The 20,939-nt window shown below is 71.3% G+C and carries 22 protein-coding genes, 2 pseudogenes and 1 riboswitch; of the genes and pseudogenes, 15 read left to right on the forward strand and 9 right to left on the reverse strand.

Going from position 1 to position 20,939, the window contains the following annotated elements; all coding sequences use genetic code 11:
* Positions 1 to 23: 23 nt before the first annotated feature.
* From ACFWXC_RS40195 to ACFWXC_RS40205, 3 genes are all read right to left on the reverse strand, one after another.
* Positions 24 to 311, reverse strand: a complete 288-nt coding sequence (locus tag ACFWXC_RS40195) for a hypothetical protein (RefSeq protein ID WP_384486956.1) — start codon at positions 309 to 311, stop codon at positions 24 to 26.
* Between the two features lie 220 nt (positions 312 to 531).
* A complete protein-coding gene (locus ACFWXC_RS40200) occupies positions 532 to 819 on the reverse strand; it encodes a hypothetical protein (RefSeq protein ID WP_360487767.1) in 288 nt (95 codons plus the stop codon).
* A gap of 206 nt (positions 820 to 1,025) precedes the next feature.
* A complete protein-coding gene (locus tag ACFWXC_RS40205) occupies positions 1,026 to 1,511 on the reverse strand; it encodes a hypothetical protein (RefSeq protein ID WP_384486958.1) in 486 nt (161 codons plus the stop codon).
* Positions 1,512 to 1,974: 463 nt separating this feature from the next.
* On the opposite strand from ACFWXC_RS40205, the gene ACFWXC_RS40210 reads away from it, so the two are divergent.
* The 3 genes from ACFWXC_RS40210 to ACFWXC_RS40220 all read left to right on the forward strand — a co-directional run bounded on the left by ACFWXC_RS40210 (position 1,975) and on the right by ACFWXC_RS40220 (position 4,019).
* Positions 1,975 to 2,655 (forward strand): hypothetical protein, encoded by a 681-nt coding sequence (locus tag ACFWXC_RS40210; protein ID WP_384486960.1) that lies wholly within the window; start codon positions 1,975 to 1,977, stop codon positions 2,653 to 2,655.
* A 79-nt stretch (positions 2,656 to 2,734) separates the two neighbouring features.
* Positions 2,735 to 3,010 (forward strand): hypothetical protein, encoded by a 276-nt coding sequence (locus ACFWXC_RS40215; protein ID WP_384486962.1) that lies wholly within the window; start codon positions 2,735 to 2,737, stop codon positions 3,008 to 3,010.
* Positions 3,011 to 3,401: 391 nt separating this feature from the next.
* Entirely contained in the window at positions 3,402 to 4,019 is a 618-nt protein-coding gene (locus ACFWXC_RS40220; protein ID WP_384486964.1) for a chaplin, read from the forward strand.
* Positions 4,020 to 4,115: 96 nt separating this feature from the next.
* Here ACFWXC_RS40220 and ACFWXC_RS40225 read toward each other — a convergent pair whose 3' ends face one another.
* On the reverse strand, positions 4,116 to 4,613 hold the full coding sequence (locus ACFWXC_RS40225) for a carboxymuconolactone decarboxylase family protein (RefSeq protein ID WP_384486966.1): 498 nt from the start codon (positions 4,611 to 4,613) through the stop codon (positions 4,116 to 4,118).
* A gap of 46 nt (positions 4,614 to 4,659) precedes the next feature.
* Here ACFWXC_RS40225 and ACFWXC_RS40230 point away from each other — a divergent pair, with 46 nt between their 5' ends.
* Positions 4,660 to 6,147: a PLP-dependent aminotransferase family protein gene (locus tag ACFWXC_RS40230; protein ID WP_384486967.1), complete on the forward strand. Its 1,488-nt coding sequence runs from the start codon at positions 4,660 to 4,662 to the stop codon at positions 6,145 to 6,147.
* 100 nt (positions 6,148 to 6,247) lie between these two features.
* On the opposite strand, the gene ACFWXC_RS40235 is transcribed toward ACFWXC_RS40230, so the two are convergent.
* Both ACFWXC_RS40235 and ACFWXC_RS40240 read right to left on the reverse strand, forming a co-directional pair.
* On the reverse strand, positions 6,248 to 7,111 hold the full coding sequence (locus tag ACFWXC_RS40235) for a DMT family transporter (RefSeq protein ID WP_384487114.1): 864 nt from the start codon (positions 7,109 to 7,111) through the stop codon (positions 6,248 to 6,250).
* A gap of 122 nt (positions 7,112 to 7,233) precedes the next feature.
* Positions 7,234 to 8,172, reverse strand: a pseudogene (locus ACFWXC_RS40240) (hydrolase); the annotation flags it as partial.
* Positions 8,173 to 8,495: 323 nt separating this feature from the next.
* Between ACFWXC_RS40240 and ACFWXC_RS40245 the strand changes: the two are divergent.
* From ACFWXC_RS40245 to ACFWXC_RS40265, 5 genes are all read left to right on the forward strand, one after another.
* Positions 8,496 to 8,840: a hypothetical protein gene (locus ACFWXC_RS40245; protein WP_384486969.1), complete on the forward strand. Its 345-nt coding sequence runs from the start codon at positions 8,496 to 8,498 to the stop codon at positions 8,838 to 8,840.
* A gap of 7 nt (positions 8,841 to 8,847) precedes the next feature.
* Entirely contained in the window at positions 8,848 to 10,044 is a 1,197-nt protein-coding gene (locus ACFWXC_RS40250; protein WP_384486971.1) for a glutathionylspermidine synthase family protein, read from the forward strand.
* Positions 10,045 to 10,171: 127 nt separating this feature from the next.
* Positions 10,172 to 10,261: riboswitch (ZMP/ZTP riboswitch) on the forward strand.
* Positions 10,261 to 11,739 (forward strand): glycine hydroxymethyltransferase, encoded by a 1,479-nt coding sequence (locus tag ACFWXC_RS40255; protein WP_384487116.1) that lies wholly within the window; start codon positions 10,261 to 10,263, stop codon positions 11,737 to 11,739. Its footprint overlaps the riboswitch before it by 1 nt.
* Positions 11,740 to 11,883: 144 nt before the next feature.
* Positions 11,884 to 12,897, forward strand: coding sequence for a tryptophan--tRNA ligase (gene trpS, locus ACFWXC_RS40260; protein ID WP_384486973.1), 1,014 nt, complete (start codon positions 11,884 to 11,886; stop codon positions 12,895 to 12,897).
* A gap of 186 nt (positions 12,898 to 13,083) precedes the next feature.
* Positions 13,084 to 13,662, forward strand: a complete 579-nt coding sequence (locus ACFWXC_RS40265) for a 2'-5' RNA ligase family protein (protein WP_384486975.1) — start codon at positions 13,084 to 13,086, stop codon at positions 13,660 to 13,662.
* 20 nt (positions 13,663 to 13,682) lie between these two features.
* On the opposite strand, the gene ACFWXC_RS40270 is transcribed toward ACFWXC_RS40265, so the two are convergent.
* A complete protein-coding gene (locus ACFWXC_RS40270) occupies positions 13,683 to 14,438 on the reverse strand; it encodes a decaprenylphospho-beta-D-erythro-pentofuranosid-2-ulose 2-reductase (protein ID WP_384486977.1) in 756 nt (251 codons plus the stop codon).
* Positions 14,439 to 14,453: 15 nt separating this feature from the next.
* The gene (locus tag ACFWXC_RS40275) at positions 14,454 to 15,854 is read right to left on the reverse strand and encodes an FAD-binding protein (protein ID WP_384486979.1); all 1,401 of its coding nucleotides are present in this window, start codon (positions 15,852 to 15,854) and stop codon (positions 14,454 to 14,456) included.
* 150 nt (positions 15,855 to 16,004) lie between these two features.
* Here ACFWXC_RS40275 and ACFWXC_RS40280 point away from each other — a divergent pair, with 150 nt between their 5' ends.
* The 4 genes from ACFWXC_RS40280 to ACFWXC_RS40295 are packed head-to-tail and all read left to right on the forward strand — an operon-like array spanning position 16,005 to position 18,938.
* Positions 16,005 to 16,529, forward strand: coding sequence for a phosphatase PAP2 family protein (locus tag ACFWXC_RS40280; RefSeq protein WP_384486981.1), 525 nt, complete (start codon positions 16,005 to 16,007; stop codon positions 16,527 to 16,529).
* Positions 16,526 to 17,578: a decaprenyl-phosphate phosphoribosyltransferase gene (locus tag ACFWXC_RS40285; RefSeq protein ID WP_384486983.1), complete on the forward strand. Its 1,053-nt coding sequence runs from the start codon at positions 16,526 to 16,528 to the stop codon at positions 17,576 to 17,578. The genes ACFWXC_RS40280 and ACFWXC_RS40285 overlap by 4 nt, the downstream gene beginning before the upstream one ends.
* A complete protein-coding gene (locus ACFWXC_RS40290; protein ID WP_384486985.1) occupies positions 17,575 to 18,045 on the forward strand; it encodes a GtrA family protein in 471 nt (156 codons plus the stop codon). The genes ACFWXC_RS40285 and ACFWXC_RS40290 overlap by 4 nt, the downstream gene beginning before the upstream one ends.
* Positions 18,033 to 18,938: a YihY/virulence factor BrkB family protein gene (locus ACFWXC_RS40295; protein WP_384486987.1), complete on the forward strand. Its 906-nt coding sequence runs from the start codon at positions 18,033 to 18,035 to the stop codon at positions 18,936 to 18,938. Before ACFWXC_RS40290 ends, ACFWXC_RS40295 begins: the two co-directional genes overlap by 13 nt.
* Here ACFWXC_RS40295 and ACFWXC_RS40300 read toward each other — a convergent pair.
* Positions 18,886 to 20,178: a D-alanyl-D-alanine carboxypeptidase family protein gene (locus tag ACFWXC_RS40300; RefSeq protein WP_384486989.1), complete on the reverse strand. Its 1,293-nt coding sequence runs from the start codon at positions 20,176 to 20,178 to the stop codon at positions 18,886 to 18,888. The two genes, ACFWXC_RS40295 and ACFWXC_RS40300, sit on opposite strands and share 53 nt — an antisense overlap.
* Before the next feature lie 91 nt (positions 20,179 to 20,269).
* Here ACFWXC_RS40300 and ACFWXC_RS40305 point away from each other — a divergent pair, with 91 nt between their 5' ends.
* Both ACFWXC_RS40305 and ACFWXC_RS40310 read left to right on the forward strand, forming a co-directional pair.
* Entirely contained in the window at positions 20,270 to 20,509 is a 240-nt protein-coding gene (locus ACFWXC_RS40305; protein ID WP_384486991.1) for an SCO4848 family membrane protein, read from the forward strand.
* A 16-nt stretch (positions 20,510 to 20,525) separates the two neighbouring features.
* Positions 20,526 to 20,939 (forward strand): annotated as a pseudogene (locus tag ACFWXC_RS40310) (metallophosphoesterase); the annotation flags it as partial.

Consider the following 20,939-nt stretch of genomic DNA (forward strand, 5'->3'; position numbering starts at 1 on the left):
GCACCGGGCTCTGTCGTTCCGCCTTACTTGCCGAAGCTGTTGTTGCAGCCCATGTCCGAGCCGAGGTGGCTCTGCTGCGCACCCGCGTTGCCCTCGCCGTTCAGCAGGTTGGCGCCCAGGCCGTTGCCGATACCGACCTCGCCGAGGATGTCGACGTTGCTGTCGTGCGACCTACAGGTGCTGCTCTGCCGGATGTCGAAGCTGTCGCCCTTCTTGCCCCCGCCCTGGTCGGCGTGGGCGGCGCCGGCACCGAGGAGCGCGAGGCTCCCGAATGCGGCGAAGAGGACGGCAGCCGTACGTACCTTGTGCATTTCATCTCCGGTGAGGTGAGGTAGAGGCGATCTGTGAAAGATCGGCATCCGTTGAACTGAAGGTTGATACGAAATAACCGAGATAATCCAGCGGCGCGCCGAAAGCGAGCAAATATCGCCGACTCGGAGGTCTTCCGGCGCACACAAATGGTCCCGGTGCAGGCCTGAAGCCCGGCACCGGGACCATTGGTCAACCGACGTCTCTGCGTCGATCAGATTTTCAGAAGGCGCTGTTGTTGCAGCCCATGGTGGAGCCGATGTCGGTGGCCTGGGCGCCCGGGTTGCCCTCGCCGTTCAGCGCGTTGCCGAGGACGCCGTTGAGGAGACCGACCTCGCCGAGGACGTCCAGGTTCAGGTCGTGGGACTTGCAGTTGGAGCTCTGCTGGATGTTGAACTTGTCGCCGTGCTCGCCGCCCTTACCGCCCTGGTCGGCGTGGGCCGTGCCGCCGACGAGTCCGATGCTGCCGATTGCGGCGATCAGGACGGCAACGTTGCGAAGCTTACGCATGTCATCTCCGGGGAGTGAGTGGGTGCGATCTGTGGGAGATCGACTTATTACAGTTACGGGAGATTAGTACGAAATACGCCAAAGATGGCAACGACGCGCCGATTTCGCGATCACAAAGCGAAAGCACCCGAAAGCCGTATCGCGTCGGTACGGAGCCGCCGGTAGCGATTCTCGACAACTCCCTTTCACGCACCGACGTTTGGCCGTCATCCCTGGCGCGCGTTGGCGAGCGAGTTCGACTGGCTGTTGGCCTGCGAGCAGTCGACGCCGCGGGTCTGGGAGGCGGCGAGCAGGGCGACCGGGACGTTCGCGTCGAGCAGGCTCTGCGGGCTGCACTCCTGGGACGGACGGAACATGTTGGTCTGGGTCACCGGGGCGGCCTGTCCCTGCGCCGGCTGCGGGGCCGGCTGCGAAAGCTGCGGGTTGATCTGCGGGTTCAGCTGCGGGTTGATCTGCGGGGCGACCTCGGTGCCACGCTGCGGGGGCGCCTGCTGCTGGGTCGGCGAACCGTAGGACTGCGCGGTCGCCTGGGCGGAGGCGGCCGAGGCGGCCTGGGCGTCCGGCTGTGAAACGGGCGGCGGCACAGCCCCGTTGTAGGCGGCGGGGGTGACGGCGGAGCTTGGGGCGGCGCCGACGGCGGTGAGACCCCCGGCTGCTGCGACGACGAGCGCGACCCTACGAAGCTTGCGCATGGAATTCTCGGCCCTTCATTGACCTGTGCACGGAATCTGATGAAATGCTGATGAGGCAGCGCAGTTGTCGCTGTTCCTGCTGCCCTGTGCGGCTGCGGTGCACCATCGTTCTTGCCCCGTGGGGAACGAGACGCGAGCAGACCCAGAAACGGTCGCCGGTCCGTGGTCACCCATTTGCCGCAGGGCGTGCGGGCGTTGAAGTCCGCCGCGTTGGGCGGCAAATGGGTGACGGGCTTTTGGATGCCGTGACCGCAAGCAGACAATCCTCGTTCCGACCAGGAGAAGGCAGCGACCGTGGACCTGAAGAGGTGAGGCAATCGCTGTCGGCTCCGAAGGCGAAGTCCGCGTGCTTATCGGAACTGCCGCTGCCGGCGGTGCGGTACGAGTATCACACCGAAGGCACGTGTGACCGCGCTGAATGCAATGGACTTCCCTAATCAGGTATCGAAGGGCCGAGGGTTTCATGCGCAAGCTTCACAAGGCCGCGCTCTTTGTAGTGGCGGCCAGCGGTCTGTCCGCACTCGGCGGCGGTGTCAGTCATGCCGCTCCCATCGGACAAGGCAGTCCCGCCCCGGCGCCGGCTCCGGCTCCCGAGCAATTCGCTCCCCAAGCGGCCCCGGCGCCCGCTCCCCAGGCGGCCCCGGCGCCCGCGCCACAGCCGGTGCAGCAGGTCGCGCCACAGCCGGTCCAGCAGGTCGCGCCCCAGCCGGTCCAGCAGGTCGCGCCCGCGCCCGCGCCACAGCCGACCGGTTACGCCTCCAGCACGGCCACCTCGCAGGGAGTCGCGCAGGCCGCCACGACGCCGTACCCGCAGCAGGCCGCCCCGCAGTACCCGCAGCAGGCCGCCCCGCCGCAGCCGGTCCAGGCCGCCCCTCAGCAGCCGGCCCAGGTGGTGCCCCAGGTCATGCCCCAGGTCATGCCGCAGGTCGCCCCTCAGCTCGCCATGCCCCAGGTGCCCCAGACCGCCGCCCCGCAGGGCCCGGCGATCGTCGCCCCGCAGGTGAACCCCCAGATCAATCCGCAGGTGAACCCGCTCCTCAGCCCGCAGCTCGGGTCACAGGGCGTGCCGCAGCTCTCCCCGGTCGGCCTCGGACAGCTCGCGGCACCTCCCGTCGGTCAGCTGGGGCTTCCCCGGCTCGGCTGACGGCCGGCCGCGCCGGCGAACACCCGCACTTCCCGCTCGATCTCTTGCAGATTCCATCCGCTCGACCAAGGGAGAACCCATGCGCACGTTCCAGAAGGCAGTCCTCGTGGGCGCCATGCTCGGCAGTGTCGGCTCGTTCGGCGGCACCACCGCCTTCGCACACGACGACCTGGGCCGCGACCTCGACATCACGCAGGCCACCGAGTGCCGTTCGCACGACATGAACATCGAGGTGATCGGCAGCGTCGGCGCGATCACCGGTCTGGCGGGCAACCTGCTGAACGGCGAGGGCAACCCGGGCGCACAGCAGAACCACCTCGGTTCGGACATGGGCTGCAACAACCAGGCGCTCTGACCCCTGCGCCGCTGCTCGCCCGGCTTGTGCCGCCACAGGCCGACGCGCAACAGCCGCCCGCCGCGTCGATCCCCGGCCACGTACCCCGCCGTCGTGCGCGCATCCGCTGCCCGAAGCGAACCATGGCGCAGCCGGACGCCGGCGGGGTGCCGGCCCGGACGGCCGCGGCACGCCTCGCCTCGTCGACGGCCGGGCGGGCCGGCGCGCTGCAGCCCGGCACGCTCGCATCGCGCTGATACCGGTCAAATGCTCGAAAAGCTACTACTTCTTTCGTTCTGCTTGGATTTCGCCGATCGCGGGTGATTGCCCGCGACGTGTCTGGAAGGGCAGGGAACCCATGAAACGGGCTACCCGAAACAGTGTGATCGCCTTCGCTGTCGCGTCTGGTGCGATGGCGGTTGCGGGCCCGGCGTGGGCCGACTCCGCCGCGGACGGTTCCGCGTCCGGCTCGCCCGGGCTGGTCTCCGGCAACGACATCCAGTTGCCGGTGAACATCCCGGTGAACGTGTGCGGGAACACCGTCGACGTGATCGGGCTGCTCAACCCCGCGATGGGCAACCGCTGCGCCAACGAGGGTGGCAAGGCCAAGGAGAAGGAGAAGGAAGGGGCCACGGCCGTCGGCAGCGCCCACGACTCGCCGGGTGTCCTCTCCGGCAACGGCATCCAGCTTCCGGTCGATGTCCCCCTGAACGTCATCGGCAACAGCCTGAACGTGGTGGGTGTCGGCAATCCCGTCTTCGGCAACGAGTCCGCCAACACACCGGACGGCCACCCCGACGGGCCCGGCCCGTCCACGCCTCCCGTCCGCCACCAGCCGTCACACCCGGTCAAGGCGCACCCGTCGCCGAAGCCGCCCGCCACCGTCGTCCGGCAGCGGACGACCGGTGCACTCGCGCACACCGGAACGGGCAACCCCTGGGCGCCGGCCGCCGCGAGCCTGGCCTCGCTGACGGCCGGAGTGGTGCTGTACCGGCGCTTCCGCCCGGCGGCGGTCAGCCACGTGAGGTGATTGCGGCCGCCCCGTCCGACGGAGCCAGGCGGCGATCTCCCGGACCGCCGCCGCGGCCCACTGCCGGAGCCCCGGCCCGGAAGACGCCGGCCTTGCTCACGCGTGCTGCCCCGGCGTGTAGTGCCCCGGCACCAGACGGCAGGTCACCCCGAACCGGTTCCACGCGTTGATCACCGTGATCGCGGCGATCAGCTGCGCCAGCTCCGCCTCCTCGAAGTGCTTGGCGGCCCGCTCGTAGACGGCGTCCGGAACGAAGCCGTCCGTGAGGACGGTCACCGCCTCCGTCAGGCCCAGCGCCGCCAGCTCCTTCTCGGTGTAGAAGTGCTCGGACTCGTCCCAGGCGCTGAGCTGGATGATCCGCTCGACGCTCTCGCCCTGCGCCAGCGCGTCCTTGCTGTGCATGTCCACGCAGAGCGCACAGCGGTTGAGCTGCGAGGCCCGGATCTTCACCAGTTCCAGGAGCTTCGGGTCGAGGCCCTTCCGGGCGGCGGTGTCCAGCCGGACCATCGCCTTGAAGACGTCGGGCGCCAGCTCCGACCAGGGCAGACGGGGGGAGTGCTCGGGTGCGTACTCAGTCGGGTGTTCTGTGCTCATATCTCGACCCTAGAAGCCGGGCAGCCCAGGAGTATGGTCCATTTCCATGGGGAGAACATGGGCCACTCTGGGCGTCGACCTCCATCTGGAGCCGGCCGGTCCGGGCCTGCGCCGGGGCCTGACCGACGCCCTGCGCGAAGCGGTCCGCGGCGGCCGGCTGGTCCCCGGCACCCGGCTGCCGTCGTCCCGTTCCCTCGCCGCCGACCTGGGCATCGCCCGCAACACCGTCGCCGACGCCTACGCCGACCTGGTCGCCGAGGGCTGGCTCACCGCCCGCCAGGGCTCCGGCACCCGGGTCGCGACCCGGGAGCCGGAGCCGTCGCCGCCCGGACGGCACGGAGCGGCGCCCGCCACCGGTACGACCGCCCACCACCCCGTCTACGACCTGCGCGCCGGCCGCCCCGACCTGTCCGCCTTCCCGCGCGCCGAGTGGCTCAGGGCGGCCCGCCGTGCCCTCACCAGCGCCCCCAACGAGGCCTTCGGCTACGGCGACCCGCGCGGCCGCGTCGAACTGCGCACCGCGCTCGCCGCCTACCTCGCCCGTGCCCGGGGGGTACGCGCCGACCCCGAGCGCATCGTGATCTGCGCCGGGTTCGCGCACGGCCTGAGCCTGCTCGGCCGGCTGCTGCGGGCCCGCGGGGCGGACACGGTCGCCGTGGAGTCCTACGGCCTCGACGAGCACTGGCGGCTGCTGACGACCGCCGGACTCCGCACCCGCCCCCTGCCCTTCGACCGCCTCGGCACGGACACGAGGGAAGTGCCCCGAGGCGCGGCCGCGGTGCTGCTGACCCCCGCCCACCAGTTCCCGATGGGCGCACCGCTGCACCACGACCGGCGGGCGGCCGTCGTCGGCTGGGCGCGGCGCACCGGCGGCCTGGTCCTGGAGGACGACTACGACGGCGAGTTCCGCTACGACCGCCGTCCCGTCGGCGCCCTCCAGGGCCTCGCCCCCGACGAGGTCGTCCACCTGGGCACGGCCAGCAAGTCCCTGGCGCCCGGACTGCGGCTGGGCTGGATGGTGCTGCCGCCCGGGTTGGCCCGGGAGGTGACGGCGGTCAAGGGCGGCGTGGACAGCTGCGGGGCGCTGGACCAGCTGACGCTCGCCGAGTTCATCACCTCCGGCGCCTACGACCGGCATGTCCGCGCGTCCCGCTCCCGCTACCGGCGCCGCCGGGACGCCCTGGTCGCGGCCCTCGCCGAGCGCGCCCCGGACATCCGGGTCACCGGCATCGCGGCCGGCCTGCACATGCTGCTGCGGCTGCCGACCGGCACCCAGCACCGGGTGATCCACGCCGCCGCCGCACGCGGCCTCGCCCTCGAGGGCCTCACCCCGCGCCACCGCCACCCCGACGCGGTCACCGCACCCCTGGACGCCCTCGTCCTCGGCTACGGCACCCCCGCCGACCACGCCTGGTCGGGGGCGCTGGACATCCTGTGCACGGTGCTCTCGGACCCGGCCGTGACCGGCGCCGAACGCATTCCAGGAACGGATTCCGGGACGGCAGCCCCGCATCCGATGGCCAAGAGGCGTTGACCAGCCACACCTCGTGCCCGTCCGGTGCGGCCGCGGCCGGTCCCGGTGGGCGGCGCGGATGCCGGAACGCGTGGCGCGCTCCCGGCTCGGCGGGACGGGATCACGGACGCGCCGGACTGACGGGCTCGGGTGCCCCGGGGCCCGGGTCCTGCGCGCCGGGTGCCTCCCCGAACCGGGCCAGCGCCAGTGCCCCCGCCACGGCCACCGTGAAACCGAGCACCCCGAGCCAGGCGAACCCCTCCCGGGTCCGGTCCCCGAGCCACACCACGCCGATGGCCGCCGGGCCGATCGTCTCGCCGATCACCATCCCGGCCGTCGCCGTGGTCACCGAGCCGCGCTGGAGCGTCGAGGTCAGCAGCAGGAAGGCGCCACCGCCGCCGACGAGCAGCGCGTAGGCCGCCGGGTTGGTGAGCAGCCCGCCCGGCCACAGGGTGTCGATGAGCCGCACCGACACCTCCACCACCCCGAACCCGAACCCCGCCCCGAGGCCCAGCAGCAGCGCCCGCCAGCGCCCCGACAGCCGCCCGCCGACGAGCCCGAGCAGCAGCACGCCCACCGCGGTCGCGAGCATCGCGTACTTCAGCGCGTCGGACCCGGCCCGGTCGCCCTCAGGGCCCGACGCAAGCCCCAGCATCGCGAGCCCCGCGCACACCACCCCCACCGCGCCCCACTCCAGCCCGCTCAGCCGCACCCGCAGCAGCCGGGCCGCGACCACCGCGGTCACCGCGAGGCTCGACGCCAGCGCCGCGCTCACCGCGTAGATGGGGAGCGACCGCAGCGCCAGGATCTGGAACACGAAACCCAGCCCGTCCAGCCCCAGCCCGGCGAGGTACCGCCACTGCCGCACGGCCCGCAACAGCAGCGCGGCCTCGCCGCCCGCACCGTCACCGGCCGCCCGCGCGGCCATCGCCTGCAGGACGGTCGCCGTACCGAAGCAGATCGCGGCCGCGAGGGCGCACACCATTCCAAAGAGCACAAAGGGACTGTAGGGGCTCCAGGGGAGGGGAGTGGACGGTGATCGTGAGGAAAGCAGGAAGCGGGTCCGGGGCGAACCCCGGACCCGCTCCCTCCTCCCCTTGTGGGTCAGTTGGCGCCGGCCAGCCAGGCGGTGGCGTTGAGAGCGAGGGCGGCGTTGGTGGCGCCGCTGTCGTTCCAGCCGTCGTACAGCGTGTTGCCGGACTGGCCGGTGCCGTCGTCGATCGGAGAGCTGTCGCCCCAGAAGGCGACGCGGCCGCTGCCGAAGGCGGACGTCAGGAAGAAGGCGCCGGTGTTGCCGGAGTAACCGCTGCGGTACACCAGCCCCTTGACGGCGGAGTTGTCGGAGGGCTTGAGGGTCGCCGTGGTCCCGTCGGCGATCAGGCTCTTGGTGACGGTGCCGAAGCCGCCGTGCAGCACCGGGTCGCTGCTGTCGCTGACGGCCTTCGGGTAGCCGGAGCCGACGTCCAGCGAGTCGATCGAGAAACCGAACGGGTCGGTCGAGTCGACGCTGTTGTTCGTCATCAGGTCGTTGAGGATCTCGACCGCGTCGTAGCCGTCGCTGTTGCGGTCGGCCCCGGTGTGGTCGGAGATCATGAACAGGCCGCCGCCGGCCTTCACGAAGTTCATGATCGCCGTCTTCTCGGCGGTGGTGAACTTGGTGTTGGGCTCGGGCAGCACCAGCGCGTCGAACTTCGACAGGTCGGTCGTCGACGAACCGCCGTACGTGAGGGCGCTGGTCGCGGTCTTCAGGCTGTAGTCGCCGGTCTTCTGCAGGGCGACGCCCCATGACGACAGCGCGCCGGTCCAGTCCTTGTCGGAGGACGGGGAGGAGTCCTGGGAGAGCGGGTCGGGCTTGCTGGTGGAGATGATCCAGTCCGCGTTGCCGGCCTCCTCGGCGTGGCCGTCGTCGAACAGGACGCGGTAGGTGGTGGCGGCATGGGCGGGGGCGGCGGCGGTGCCGACCTGGAGCGCGGCTCCCGCGGTGAGCAGGCCGAGCACGGTCAGGGCCGTGGTGAGTTTGTGGCGCGAGGCGGCGAAGCCGGGCATCTGTCATTCCTCCGTCGGTGGGGGGTGCGAGGGGGATGGCGGTGCGGGTGCTGCGGGGTGCTGCGGGGTGCTGTCTTCGCGCGTAGAGTTCGAAGTTGATCGTTCACGTACGAACAGCTGGACGGTACCCGGGGTGCGCGGTGCGGCGGCAGGACCTCCGGCGGCTTCACATGATTTTCTTACCTGGACATGACAAGTCGGAGCGGGTTGGACTCGCTCGTCCGAGCGGGCTGGATCCGCTCGTCTAAGCTGTCGCCGGACACCCGGCCGACGATCACTCAACTGCCGTCGGCCCACTGCACACCACACGGGGGAACACGAACATGGCTGACGCGCGCCGCCAACTCCGCTCGGGCACGGTGATCCTCGGCGGTATGGGCCTCCTGGCCGCCGCCCTCACCGCCTGCTCCTCCGACCCCGACAAGCGCTGCGTCGACCGCAACAGCTACACCGCCGCCAAGGGCTACCAGGTCGTCTCCGACAAGAACTGCGCCTCCACCAAGGCCGCCGTCAACGGCGCCTACTACTACGGCGGCAAGAAGAAGAGCGGCTGGGTCAGCGGCGGCTCGTTCACCAAGCCGGGCAAGGGCTCCGGCAGCTCGTCGAGCGGCGGCCACAGCGTCCACCGCGGCGGCTTCGGCAGCGGCCACGGCAGCTCCGGCGGCTGACCGCACGATGCACCGCCGTACCACGCAACCCCGCCCCGACTGGCAGCGGACCGTCGAGGAACAGGGCCTGATCTACCCCCTCACCCGCCATCCGGACGGCACCCTGCGCCCGTACTGGGACGAGACCGCCTACTACGTCTTCACCCTCGACGAGGTGGAGGCGCTGGAGGAGACGGTCGAGGAACTGCACGCCATGTGCCTGGCGGCGGCCGGCCACATCGTGGCGCAGGATCGTTTCGCTGAGCTGGGCATCACCGACCCCCGCATCCGCGCCGCCGTCACCGAGGCCTGGCACCGCCGCGCCGAACTCCCCTCCCTCTACGGCCGCTTCGACCTCCGCTACGACGGCACGGGCCCGGCGAAACTCCTGGAGTACAACGCCGACACCCCCACCTCCCTGGTGGAGGCGGCCTCGGCCCAGTGGTTCTGGATGGAGGACCGCTTCCCGGGCGCCGACCAGTGGAACAGCCTCCACGAACGGCTCGTCGCCGCCTGGCAGCGGCAGGCCCGGCTGCTCCCGCCCGGCATCCCCCTGCACTTCGCGCACTCCTGCGCCGACGAACTCGGCGAGGACCTGATGACGGTCGCCTACCTGAAGGAGACCGCCGAGCAGGCGGGCCTGGACACCGACTGGATCTCCATGGAGGAGATCGGCTGGGACACCCTCTCCGGCCGCTTCGTCGACAACCGGCTCCGGTTCATCCGCAGCTGCTTCAAGCTCTACCCGTGGGAATGGCTCACGACCGACGCCTTCGCCGCCCACGTCCTCGACACCCTGGACAACGGCGGCGGCACGGGCACCACGATGTGGATAGAGCCGGCCTGGAAGATGCTGCTGAGCAACAAGGCACTGCTGGCGATCCTCTGGGAGCTGTACCCGGGGCACCCGAACCTGCTGCCGGCGTACGTGGACGGCCCGAGGGAACTGGCCCGGACGACGGGTTACGTCAGCAAGCCGCTGCTGGGGCGGGAGGGCGCGGGCGTGCTCGTGCATCCGCCGGGCGCGGGGACCGTCGTACGCGAAGAGCCGTGCTGCTACCAGGAGCTGGCCCCGCTGCCCTCGTTCGACGGCAACCATGTGGTGCTCGGCGCATGGGTGGTGGGCGAAGAGGCGGCGGGACTGGGCATCAGGGAGTCGCAGGGCCTGGTGACGGACGACTACGCCCGCTTCCTGCCCCACGTGATCCTGCCGTCCGCCGCCTGACCCGGCCGGGCGGCCACGGTGCCTGCCGGTGGGTCCGGCGGCCGTGGCGGTCGGTCGGACGGACGTGCCGCCCCCGCCCGACTGGTGGACGCCGCGGGCCTCGGGTCCGGCGTGCCCGGTAGTCTGACCAGCGGGCCGTGACTGGCGCGCTGGGATGGGACCGACCATCGGGGAGCGGCCCGTGTCCGATCGAGTGCCGTGCGCCTGGGCCGAACCGTGAACGCCGAACGCCATGTCCGGAGGTCCCGAATGTCCGAGCCCCTCTCCACCGAGTCCACCGCGTATCGCGCTGCCCTCGACGTGATCCGTGCGGTCGAACCGCGCGTGGCCGACGCCATCGGCCAGGAGGTCCGCGACCAGCGCGAGATGCTCAAGCTGATCGCCTCCGAGAACTACGCCTCGCCGGCCACCCTGCTCGCGATGGGCAACTGGTTCAGCGACAAGTACGCCGAGGGCACCGTCGGCCGCCGCTTCTACGCCGGCTGCCGCAACGTCGACACCGTCGAGGCGCTCGCCGCCGAGCACGCCCGCGAGCTGTTCGGCGCGCAGCACGCCTACGTCCAGCCGCACTCCGGCATCGACGCCAACCTGGTCGCCTTCTGGGCCGTCCTCGCCGACCGTGTCGAGGTCCCCTTCCTGCAGAAGGCGGGCGCCCGCCAGGTCAACGACCTCTCCGAGGCCGACTGGGCCGAGCTGCGGCAGGCCTTCGGCAACCAGCGGATGCTCGGCATGTCCCTGGACGCGGGGGGCCACCTCACCCACGGCTTCCGCCCGAACATCTCCGGCAAGATGTTCGACCAGCGCTCCTACGGCACCGACCCGGTGACCGGCCTGATCGACTACGACGCGCTGCGCGCCCAGGCTCGCGACTTCAAGCCGCTGATCCTGGTGGCCGGCTACTCCGCGTACCCCCGTCTGGTGAATTTCCGGATCATGCGGGAGATCGCCGACGAGGTCGGCGCGACCCTGATGGTCGACATGGCGCACTTCGCGGGCCTGGTCGCCGGCAAGGTCCTGACCGGTGACTTCGACCCGGTCCCGCACGCCCAGATCGTCACCACCACCACCCACAAGTCGCTGCGCGGCCCGCGCGGCGGCATGGTCCTGTGCGACGACTCGCTGAAGGACCAGGTCGACCGCGGCTGCCCGATGGTCCTCGGCGGCCCGCTCCCGCACGTCATGGCCGCCAAGGCCGTCGCCCTGGCCGAGGCCCGGCAGCCCGCCTTCCAGGACTACGCCCAGCGGATCGTCGACAACGCGCGTGCCCTGGCCGAGGGCCTGACGCGCCGCGGCGCCACCCTCGTCACCGGCGGCACGGACAACCACCTCAACCTGATCGACGTCGAGTCGTCCTACGGCCTCACCGGCCGCCAGGCCGAGTCCGCCCTCCTCGACTCCGGCATCGTCACCAACCGCAACGCGATCCCGGCCGACCCGAACGGCGCCTGGTACACCTCCGGCATCCGCATCGGCACCCCGGCCCTGACCACGCGCGGTCTGGGCACGGCCGAGATGGACGAGGTCGCGGCCCTGATCGACCGGGTCCTGACGGCGACGGAGCCGGGCACGACGAAGTCGGGCGCGCCGAGCAAGGCCTCCCACGTCCTGGACGAGAAGGTGTCGACGGAGATCGCCCAGCGCGCGACGGATCTTGTCGCCGGGTTCCCGCTGTACCCCGAAATCGACCTCGGCTGATCAGCGCAGATCAGGGGCAGCGCCCCTGAAAGGGGCGCGGGGAACTGCGCGACCAGCCACAACGGCGCCGCAGTCCCCCGCGCACCCCATGACCCCCCACCTCGGAGACCAATCCCGCCCCCACCCTCTGCGAGAATGGTGGACATGGCCTCTGATCGACCCCGCGTGCTCTCCGGCATCCAGCCCACCGCCGGCTCGTTCCACCTCGGCAACTACCTCGGCGCCGTCCGCCAGTGGGTGGCCCTCCAGGAGTCCCACGACGCCTTCTACATGGTCGTCGACCTGCACGCGATCACGATCCCGCAGGACCCCGCCGACCTGCGCGCCAACACCCGCCTCGCCGCCGCCCAGCTGCTCGCCGCCGGCCTGGACCCGGACCGCTGCACCCTCTTCGTGCAGAGCCACGTCCCGGAGCACGCCCAGCTCGCCTGGGTCATGAACTGCCTCACCGGCTTCGGCGAGGCCAGCCGGATGACCCAGTTCAAGGACAAGGCGGCCAAGCAGGGCGCGGACCGCGCCAGCGTCGGCCTGTTCACGTACCCGATCCTCCAGGTCGCCGACATCCTGCTGTACCAGGCCCACGAGGTCCCCGTCGGCGAGGACCAGCGCCAGCACGTCGAGCTGACCCGCGACCTCGCCACGCGCTTCAACGGCCGCTTCGGAGAGACCTTCACCATCCCGAAGCCGTACATCCTCAAGGAGACGGCGAAGATCTACGACCTCCAGGACCCGTCGATCAAGATGAGCAAGTCGGCGTCCACGCCGAAGGGTCTCATCAACCTCCTCGACGACCCGAAGGCGACGGCGAAGAAGGTCAAGAGCGCGGTCACCGACACGGACACCGTGATCCGCTACGACGCGGAGCACAAGCCGGGCGTCAGCAACCTCCTCACCATCTACTCCACCCTCACCGGCAAGCCGATCGCCGAGCTGGAGCAGGAGTACGAGGGCAAGATGTACGGCGCGCTCAAGACGGATCTCGCCGACATCATGGTCGACTTCGTGACCCCGTTCCGGGAGCGCACCCAGCAGTACCTGGACGACCCGGAGACGCTCGACTCGGTCCTCGCCAAGGGCGCCGAGAAGGCCCGCGCCGTCGCCGCCGAGACCCTGGCCCAGGCCTACGAGAGGGTGGGCTTCCTGCCCGCCAAGCACTGAGCGGAGTGCCGGCGGTACCGAGCGGGGCGCCGGGGGCGCTCGAGGCGCTCCGGGGAGCGCACGGGAGCGCTGCACATCACTTCGGCCACGGCTGCCCGGAAGGCGGCCGTGGCCGTACAGTCGATAGCCGGACGGCCGGGTACGAACCCGACACGCGTCCGACCACCACGACCGACAGGAGATGACGTGGGGACCGTAACGATCGGCGTCTCGATCGCGGTCCCGGAGCCTCACGGCAGCCTGCTCCAGGAGCGGCGCGCGGGCTTCGGCGACGCCGCGGCCCACGGCATCCCCACGCACGTCACGCTGCTTCCGCCCACGGAGATCGCCGAGGGCGAGCTGGCCGCCGTCCAGGCCCACCTCGGCGAGGTCGCCGCGGTGGGCCGGCCGTTCCCGATGCGGCTGTGCGGCACGGGCACGTTCCGGCCCCTTTCGCCGGTCGTGTACGTCCGGGTGGTCCAGGGGGCGGACGACTGCGCCTGGCTCCAGCAGCGGGTCCGCGCCGCGTCCGGGCCGCTCGACCGCGAACTGCAGTTCCCGTACCACCCGCATGTCACCGTCGCGCACGGGATCGACGAGGCGGCGATGGACCGGGCCTTCGCGGAGCTGGCGGAGTACGAGGCCGAGTGGTCCTGCATGGGGTTCGCCCTGTACGAGCAGGGTTCCGACGGTGTGTGGCGGAAACTGCACGACTACGTGTTCGGGGGCTCCGTCGTGCCGCCTCAGGTGGGGCATGCGGAGCGCGGGACCATCGCCAGCCGGTAGCCGACTAGATCGGTAGCCGACTAGATCGGCAGCCGCCGGAACACCGACCGCGGTGCGTGCCGCAGCGCCGCCATCACCACCCGCAGCGCCCCCGGTACCCACACCACCTCCGAGCGCCGCCGCAGACCCGTCTCGATCGCCGTCGCCACCGCCTCCGGGGTCGTGGCCAGCGGCGCTTCCTCCAGCCCCGCCGTCATCCGCGACCGCACGAACCCCGGCCGTACGACCATCACGTGCACGCCCGTCCCGTGCAGCGCGTCGCCCAGGCCCTGGGCGAACGCGTCCAGGCCCGCCTTGCTGGAGCCGTAGATGAAGTTGGAGCGCCTCGCCCGCTCCCCGGCGACCGACGACAGGACCACCAGGGAGCCGTGGCCCTGCGACTGCAGGGCCCGCGCGCTGACCAGGCCCGCCGAGACGGCGCCCGTGTAGTTGGTCTGCGCCACCCGCACGGCCTGCACCGGCTCCCGCTCGTCGGTCGCCTGGTCGCCCAGGACACCGAAGGCCAGCAGCACCATGTCGATGTCGCCCTCGGCGAAGACCTTGCCGAGAGCGGCCTCGTGGGACTCGGGGTCGAGCGCGTCGAAGGACACGGTGCGGACGTCGGCGCCCAGGGTGCGCAGGTGCCCGGCGGCGTGGTCGAGCGCGGGGGAGGGGCGGCCGGCCAGCCAGACCGTGCGGGTACGGCGGGCGATCAGCCGGCGCGCGGTGGCCAGCGCGATCTCGGACGTACCGCCGAGGACGAGCAGGGACTGGGGCATTCCGAAAGCGTCCTTCATGACAGCGATCAGCTCCTAGAGGCCGAGACGGCGGGACAGGTCGGAGACGAACACCCCGCGCGGATCCAACTCCGCGCGCAGCGCGCGGAAGTCGGTGAGCCGTGGGTACATCGCGGCGAGCAGGTCGGGGCGGAGCCGGGCGTCCTTGGCGAGGTAGACGCGGCCGCCGGCGCCCGCGACCTCCTCGTCCAGTTCGTCGAGGAACGCGCCGAGGCCGGGCAGGGCGGCCGGGATGTCGAGGGCGAGGGTCCAGCCGGGCACGGGGAAGGAGAGCCAGCCGGGGTCGGCGTCGCCGAAGCGCTTGAGGACGGCCAGGAAGGACGGGCAGCGGCGCTCGGAGATACGGGCCACGATCCGGCGCAGGGCGTCCTCCCGGCCGTATCCGACGACGAACTGGTACTGCACGAAGCCGCCGCGGCCGTAGACGCGGTTCCAGTGCGGGACGCCGTCCAGGGGGTGGAAGAACGCGGAGATGCGCTGGAGTTGGCCGGTACGCGCGCGTGGCGCCTTGCGGTACCAGAGTTCGTTGAAGAGACCGACGGTGGTGCGGCCCAGGAGGCCTTCGGGGACGAACGCGGGGGCGGCCGGGAACTGACGGGGGCGGAAGGCCAGTGGTGCACGCCCGGCGCGTGTGCCCTCGCCGAGCGCCTCCCGGGGCGCGTGGTCGCCCCGCGTGAGCACCGCGCGCCCGGTCGCCGCCCCGCGCGCCAGCAGGTCGATCCAGGCGACCGAGTAGCGGTAGCGGTGGTCCGTGGTGGTCAGGCGGTGCATCAGGTCGTCGAGGTCGGTGGCGCGTTCGGTGTCGACCGTCAGGTACGACGTCTCGACCGGGAGGAGGCGGACGGTCGCCGTGAGGATCACTCCGGTCAGACCCATGCCGCCGGCCGTCGCGTCGAACAGCGGGGTGCCGCGGCTCACCGTACGGACCTGGCCGTCGGCGGTGAGGAGTTCGAAGGACAGCACGTGACGGGAGAAGGATCCCGAGACATGGTGGTTCTTGCCGTGGATGTCGGCGCCGATCGCGCCGCCCACCGTCACCTGGCGGGTCCCCGGGGTCACCGGGACGAACCAGCCGAGCGGCAGCAGCACCTCCGTCAGGCGGTGCAGGGAGACCCCCGCGTCGCACAGGAGGGTGCCGCCGTCGGCGTCGATGGCATGGATGCGGTCGAGGCCCGTCATGTCGAGCACGGCGCCGCCGGCGTTCTGCGCCGCGTCCCCGTACGCCCGGCCCAGGCCTCGCGCGATACCGCCGCGCACCCCGCAGTCTCGGATCGCGTTCGCCGCCTCCTGGTACGTCCGGGGACGGATCAGACGGGCGGCGGTGGGGGCGGTGCGGCCCCAGCCGGTGACGGGGACGGTGGTTCCGGGGGGTGCGGACTCGGCGGGACCTGCGGGCCCTCCAGGCTTTCCAGGCATGCGGATGACCGTATCGCTGCCGTATGGGTGTTATGAGTGCTAAGGGCGATTGGTTACGGAAGATCACCTGACTCCCCGAAACGGGTGATTATCGGAATGTCGCTCAATATGGTCGTAGCTTTGGCGTGATCAAGGTGAACAGTGAGTCCAATGGACGACATGGACCACCGGATCCTCTCCGCGCTGCACGCCTGCGGTGCCGATCCACGCGTCGCGTCGGCCGCGCGCGGTCTCTCCCTCGCCGGTGAGCACGGCGCGCTCTGGCTCGCGGCGGGCCTCGCCGGGGCCGCCGTGGACGGCGCGCGGCGCGACGCCTGGTTGCGCGGTACGGCGCTCGTCGCGGGCACGCACCTCGGCAGCATCGGCATCAAACGGCTCGTGCGCCGTGCGCGCCCCGCGCATGTCCGGCCCAGGGTGCGCACCGTGGGCCGGCACTCCTTTCCCAGCTCCCATGCCACCTCCGCCGCGGCCGCCGCCGTCGCCTTCGGGGCGCTCGGCGTGCCCGCCCTCGCGCCCCTGGCGGCCGCCATGTGCCTCTCCCGGCTGGTCGTCGGCGTGCACTACCCGACGGACGTCGCGGCGGGCGCGGCCCTGGGGGCGCTCACGGCGCGCGCCGGGGCGCGATGGATGCGTGGGGGAGTGCCGGGTGCCGCGTACGCGGGGAGGCGTGGGTGACCGAGACCGCGCACGCCGCCACCGGAGCGACCGCCGACGGCCCTGCTGAAACGAATCTGCACGAGCAGCGCGGCCACCCCGCCCGGCCGCAAGAAGCAGCACAAGAACCAGCGCAAGAACCAGCGCAGGGACCTGCGAACGGGCCGGCACGTGCGCGTGTCACCCCCGGCGGTCTCCTCAAGGGCCTGCTGAGGACCACCCGCCCCAAGCAGTGGATCAAGAACACCCTCGTCATCGCCGCCCCGGCCGCCGCCGGCCGGCTCTTCTCCGGGCCCGCGCTCCTGACCCTCACGCTCACCTTCGTCCTCTTCACGGCCTGCGCCGCCGCCGTCTACCTGATCAACGACGCCCGGGACGCGGACGCCGACCGCGCCCACCCCACCAAGTGCCGCCGACCGGTCGCCGCGGGCCAGGTCCCGGTCCCCGTCGCCTACGCGGCAGGAGGCGTCCTGGCCGTCCTGGGACCGCTGCTCGCGGCCTGGCTGACCCCGCCCCTCGTCCCGGCCCTCCTGATCGCCTACCTGGGCATGCAACTGGCGTACTGCGTCGCCCTGAAGCACGTCCTGGTGGTCGACCTCGTCGTCGTCACCACCGGCTTCCTGATGCGGGCGGTGATCGGCGGGGTCGCGCTCGGCATCCCGCTGTCCCGCTGGTTCCTGATCACCACCGGCTTCGGCGCGCTCTTCATGGTGTCGGCCAAGCGCTACTCCGAGGCCGTCCAACTGGCCGGAAACGCGGGCGCCACGCGCGCGCTGCTCACCGAATACACCACCGGCTACCTCCGCTTCGTCTGGCAGCTCGCCGCCGGGGTCGCCGTCCTCGCCTACTGCCTGTGGGCCCTGGAGGGCCACCGCACCCCCGCGGAGGGCCTGCTGCCGTGGCGTCAGCTGTCCATGGTCGCCTTCATCCTGGCGATCCTGCGCTACGCCGTCTTCGCCGACCGGGGCACCGCCGGCGAACCCGAGGACGTCGTCCTGCGCGACCGCGCCCTCGCCCTGATCGGCCTGGCCTGGCTCGCGATGTACGGGCTCGCGGTGACCCACTGGTGACCGCGCGCCCGCATCCCGCGCGCCCGCACTCCCTCCGCGCGAGTCTCACGCCCCCGCGCGAGCTGGTCGGTTTCGCGGCCGTCGGTCTGCTCGCCTACGCCGCCGACCTCACCCTCTTCAGCTGCCTGCGCGGCCCGGCCGCCCTCGACCCGCTCACCGCCAAGTCCCTGTCCTTCCTCGCGGGCTGCACGGTCGCCTACCTCGGCAACGCGCGCGGCACCTACCGCCACGCGCGCCTGTCCGGGATGCGCCCCTACGCCGTCTTCGTCGCCGTCAACCTCGCCGGCGCCTTGGTCCAGCTGCTCTGCCTCGCCGTCAGCCACTACGGTCTGGGGCTCACCTCGCAGCGCGCCGACACCGTCTCCGGCGCGGTCGTAGGGATGGCGCTCGCCACGGTTCTGCGCTTCTGGGGTACCCGTACATTGGTCTTCCGCGCGGAGGGCAGAGTCGGATCATGGAGTGGCTGAGAAAACTTCCCGTCGTCGGCCCGCTCGTGGGCTGGCTGATGCACACGCACACGTGGCGGTCGTACGAGCGGCTCGACCGGGTGAAGTGGTCCCGGCTGGCCGCCGCCATGACCTTCATCAGCTTCATCGCGCTCTTCCCGCTGCTGACCGTGGGCGCCGCGATCGCGGCCGCCACCCTGAGCGATTCACGGCAGCACACCCTGGAGGACAAGATCGCCGACCAGTTCCCGGGGATCTCCGACCAGCTGGACATCAACTCCCTGGTGCAGAACGCCGGCACCGTCGGTCTCATCGCCGGTGCCGTCCTGCTGTTCACCGGCATCGGCTGGGTCGGCCAGATGCGGGACTGTCTGCGCACGGTGTGGGAACTGCCCGACAAGGACAAGAACCCGATCGTCGCCAAGGCCAAGGACGCCGGCATCCTGATCGGCCTCGGCGGCGCGCTGCTGGTCACCCTCGCCGTCTCCACGATCGCCACGTCGGCGATCGGCTGGGCGGCGGGACAGCTCGGCATCGACAAGCACAGCTGGGGCAGCCTGCTGCTGCGCGTCATCGCGTTCGTCGTCGCGGTGGTCGCCGACTTCCTGGTGCTGCTCTACGCCCTCACCCTGCTGCCCGGGGTCGAACCGCCGCGCCGCCGCCTGCTGGTCGCGGCACTGATCGGCGCGGTCGGCTTCGAACTCCTCAAGCTGCTGCTCAGCGGCTATATCCAGGGCGTCGCCACGAAGAGCATGTACGGCGCGTTCGGCGTGCCGGTCGCCCTGCTGCTGTGGATCAACTTCACCTCGAAACTCGTCCTGTTCTGCGCCGCCTGGACGGCGACCGAGAGCAGCACCGAGATCACGGACGAGTCCGCCGACGTACCAGATCCGGCAGCGGCCAACGGCGGTTGACCAGGTACGCCGCGCCCAGGAGCAGCACCAGCGCCCCGCCCGCGATCCCCAGCGCGATCCCGACGCCGCTGGAGCCGTCGGCGGAGGCGGCGGCCACCGGCGTCGACCCGGCCGTCTTCCCGGAACCGGAACCCGAATCGGAACCGGACGCGGAAGCCGAGGCGGTCGCCCCCGGCTGGGCACTGGAGTCCACGGCTCCCTTCGGCGGGACCAGCTCGCCCACCGGAGTCACCTTGCCGGCCGCCTGAAAACCCCAGTCGAACAGCTTGGCGGTCTCCTTGTAGACCTCGTTGTGCTCCTTCTTCTCCGGGTTCATCACGGTGACCAGCAGCACCTTGCCGCCCCGCTCCGCGACCCCGGTGAAGGTGGCGCCCGCGTTGGTGGTGTTGCCGTTCTTCACACCCGCGATGCCCTGGTAGACCGGCAGGTCGGTGTCGCCGCTGAGCAGCCGGTTGGTGTTCTGGATCTCGAAGGACTCACGGACCGACTTGCCCTTGGCGTTCTTCGTCGTCTCGCCCGGGAACGCGGCCCGCACGGTCGAGCAGTACTCCCGGAAGTCCTTCTTCTGCAGCCCGGAACGGGCGAACAACGACAGGTCGTACGCCGACGACACCTGCCCGGCCGCGTCGTACCCGTCCGGACTCACCACCTGCGTGTCCAGCGCCTGGAGGTCGTCGGCGTGGGACTGCATGTCCTTGACGGTCTGCTCGACACCGCCGTTCATCGCGGACAGCACATGCACGGCGTCGTTGCCGGAGCGAAGGAAGACACCGAGCCAGAGGTCGTGGACCGTGTAGGTCTGGCCCTCCTTTATCCCCACCAGGCTGGAACCGGAGCCCATGCCCGCGAGGTCGGTCGGCACCACCTTGTGCGGGGTCGACTTCGGGAACCGCGGCAGCACGGTGTCCGCGAACAGCATCTTCAGGGTGCTCGCCGGAGGCAGCCGCCAGTGCGCGTTGTGCGCGGCGAGCACCTCGCCCGACTCGGCGTCGGAGACGATCCAGGAACGCGCCGTGATGTCCTTCGGCAGCACCGGCACTCCGGCGGCCAGGTCGACCTGGGTACCGGGCTGCCCGAGCCGGGTACCGCCGACCGTCGACATGCGCGCCGGGGGAGTGGCCGACGGACTGGTCGAGGGCGTGGGCGCGGCGAGCGCGGCCGGCGCGGTGAGCGACAGGGACAGCAGGGCGGCGGAGGCGACCAGCAGAGATCGGCGGGCCGGGGGCTTCGGTGCGGACACGGACGAGAACGTACCCGGCACGGAGGGCGAAGTCCCGCCAGCGACCCCACCCCGGGCACGGAACCGGACAGCCGACGGAGATACTGAACCCATGAAGCTCAGCCGCCCGGTGTCCTGGTTCCTGCTCGCGTTCGGAGTGTGGTCTTGGTTCATCTGGATCACTTTCATCAAGAATCTGGTCAAGGACGGCAGCGGGCTCGCTTTCGACGACGGCCGTCCCACGGCGTACTTCTGGGTCCACTTGACGCTGGCCGTCGTTTCCTTCGTATTGGGGACGGTCATCGGGGGCATCGGGTTGCGCGGAGTACGCGCACTGCGCCGAACGTCATAGAAAGAGGCACGGCAGGGTGATCATCGTCTTCGCGTTTCTCGCCCTGGCCGTGGTGGCGGGCCTGGACTGGTACCTGTGGCGCCGCCTGGTGCGGGACACGACGACGGGCTGGGGCCCGGCCCGCCGGCTCGGCACGGCCGCGTTCGTCATAGGCCCGGTCCTGATGCTCGCGGCCCTCGCCACGGAGGTGGGCCACGCCCCGTTCCCGCTCCAGCAAACCCTGGCCTGGCCGGGCTTCCTGTGGATGGCCCTGTCGCTGTACCTGCTGCTGGCTGTGGCGGCGGGAGAGGTCATACGCCCCCTACTGAGCCGCCTTCTGAAACGCCCCGAACGGGAACGCCCCGAACGGGAACGCCCCGAACGGGAACGCCCCGAACGGGAACGCCCCGAACGGGAACGCCCCGAACGGGAACGCCCCGAACGGGAACGC

Source organism: Streptomyces sp. NPDC058683 (assembly GCF_042716195.1).
Lineage (GTDB): Bacteria > Actinomycetota > Actinomycetes > Streptomycetales > Streptomycetaceae > Streptomyces.

Excerpts from the sequence above, each read along its gene's own strand:
- ACFWXC_RS40195 (WP_384486956.1), bottom strand. The coding sequence starts at position 311 with ATGCACAAGGTACGTACGGCTGCCGTCCTCTTCGCCGCATTCGGGAGC.
- ACFWXC_RS40200 (WP_360487767.1), bottom strand. The coding sequence starts at position 819 with ATGCGTAAGCTTCGCAACGTTGCCGTCCTGATCGCCGCAATCGGCAGC.
- ACFWXC_RS40205 (WP_384486958.1), bottom strand. The coding sequence starts at position 1,511 with ATGCGCAAGCTTCGTAGGGTCGCGCTCGTCGTCGCAGCAGCCGGGGGT.
- ACFWXC_RS40210 (WP_384486960.1), top strand. The coding sequence starts at position 1,975 with ATGCGCAAGCTTCACAAGGCCGCGCTCTTTGTAGTGGCGGCCAGCGGT.
- ACFWXC_RS40215 (WP_384486962.1), top strand. The coding sequence starts at position 2,735 with ATGCGCACGTTCCAGAAGGCAGTCCTCGTGGGCGCCATGCTCGGCAGT.
- ACFWXC_RS40220 (WP_384486964.1), top strand. The coding sequence starts at position 3,402 with ATGGCGGTTGCGGGCCCGGCGTGGGCCGACTCCGCCGCGGACGGTTCC.
- ACFWXC_RS40225 (WP_384486966.1), bottom strand. The coding sequence starts at position 4,613 with ATGAGCACAGAACACCCGACTGAGTACGCACCCGAGCACTCCCCCCGT.
- ACFWXC_RS40230 (WP_384486967.1), top strand. The coding sequence starts at position 4,660 with ATGGGGAGAACATGGGCCACTCTGGGCGTCGACCTCCATCTGGAGCCG.
- ACFWXC_RS40235 (WP_384487114.1), bottom strand. The coding sequence starts at position 7,111 with ATGGTGTGCGCCCTCGCGGCCGCGATCTGCTTCGGTACGGCGACCGTC.
- ACFWXC_RS40245 (WP_384486969.1), top strand. The coding sequence starts at position 8,496 with ATGGCTGACGCGCGCCGCCAACTCCGCTCGGGCACGGTGATCCTCGGC.
- ACFWXC_RS40250 (WP_384486971.1), top strand. The coding sequence starts at position 8,848 with ATGCACCGCCGTACCACGCAACCCCGCCCCGACTGGCAGCGGACCGTC.
- trpS (WP_384486973.1), top strand. The coding sequence starts at position 11,884 with ATGGCCTCTGATCGACCCCGCGTGCTCTCCGGCATCCAGCCCACCGCC.
- ACFWXC_RS40270 (WP_384486977.1), bottom strand. The coding sequence starts at position 14,438 with ATGAAGGACGCTTTCGGAATGCCCCAGTCCCTGCTCGTCCTCGGCGGT.
- ACFWXC_RS40275 (WP_384486979.1), bottom strand. The coding sequence starts at position 15,854 with ATGCCTGGAAAGCCTGGAGGGCCCGCAGGTCCCGCCGAGTCCGCACCC.
- ACFWXC_RS40280 (WP_384486981.1), top strand. The coding sequence starts at position 16,005 with ATGGACGACATGGACCACCGGATCCTCTCCGCGCTGCACGCCTGCGGT.
- ACFWXC_RS40295 (WP_384486987.1), top strand. The coding sequence starts at position 18,033 with ATGGAGTGGCTGAGAAAACTTCCCGTCGTCGGCCCGCTCGTGGGCTGG.
- ACFWXC_RS40305 (WP_384486991.1), top strand. The coding sequence starts at position 20,270 with ATGAAGCTCAGCCGCCCGGTGTCCTGGTTCCTGCTCGCGTTCGGAGTG.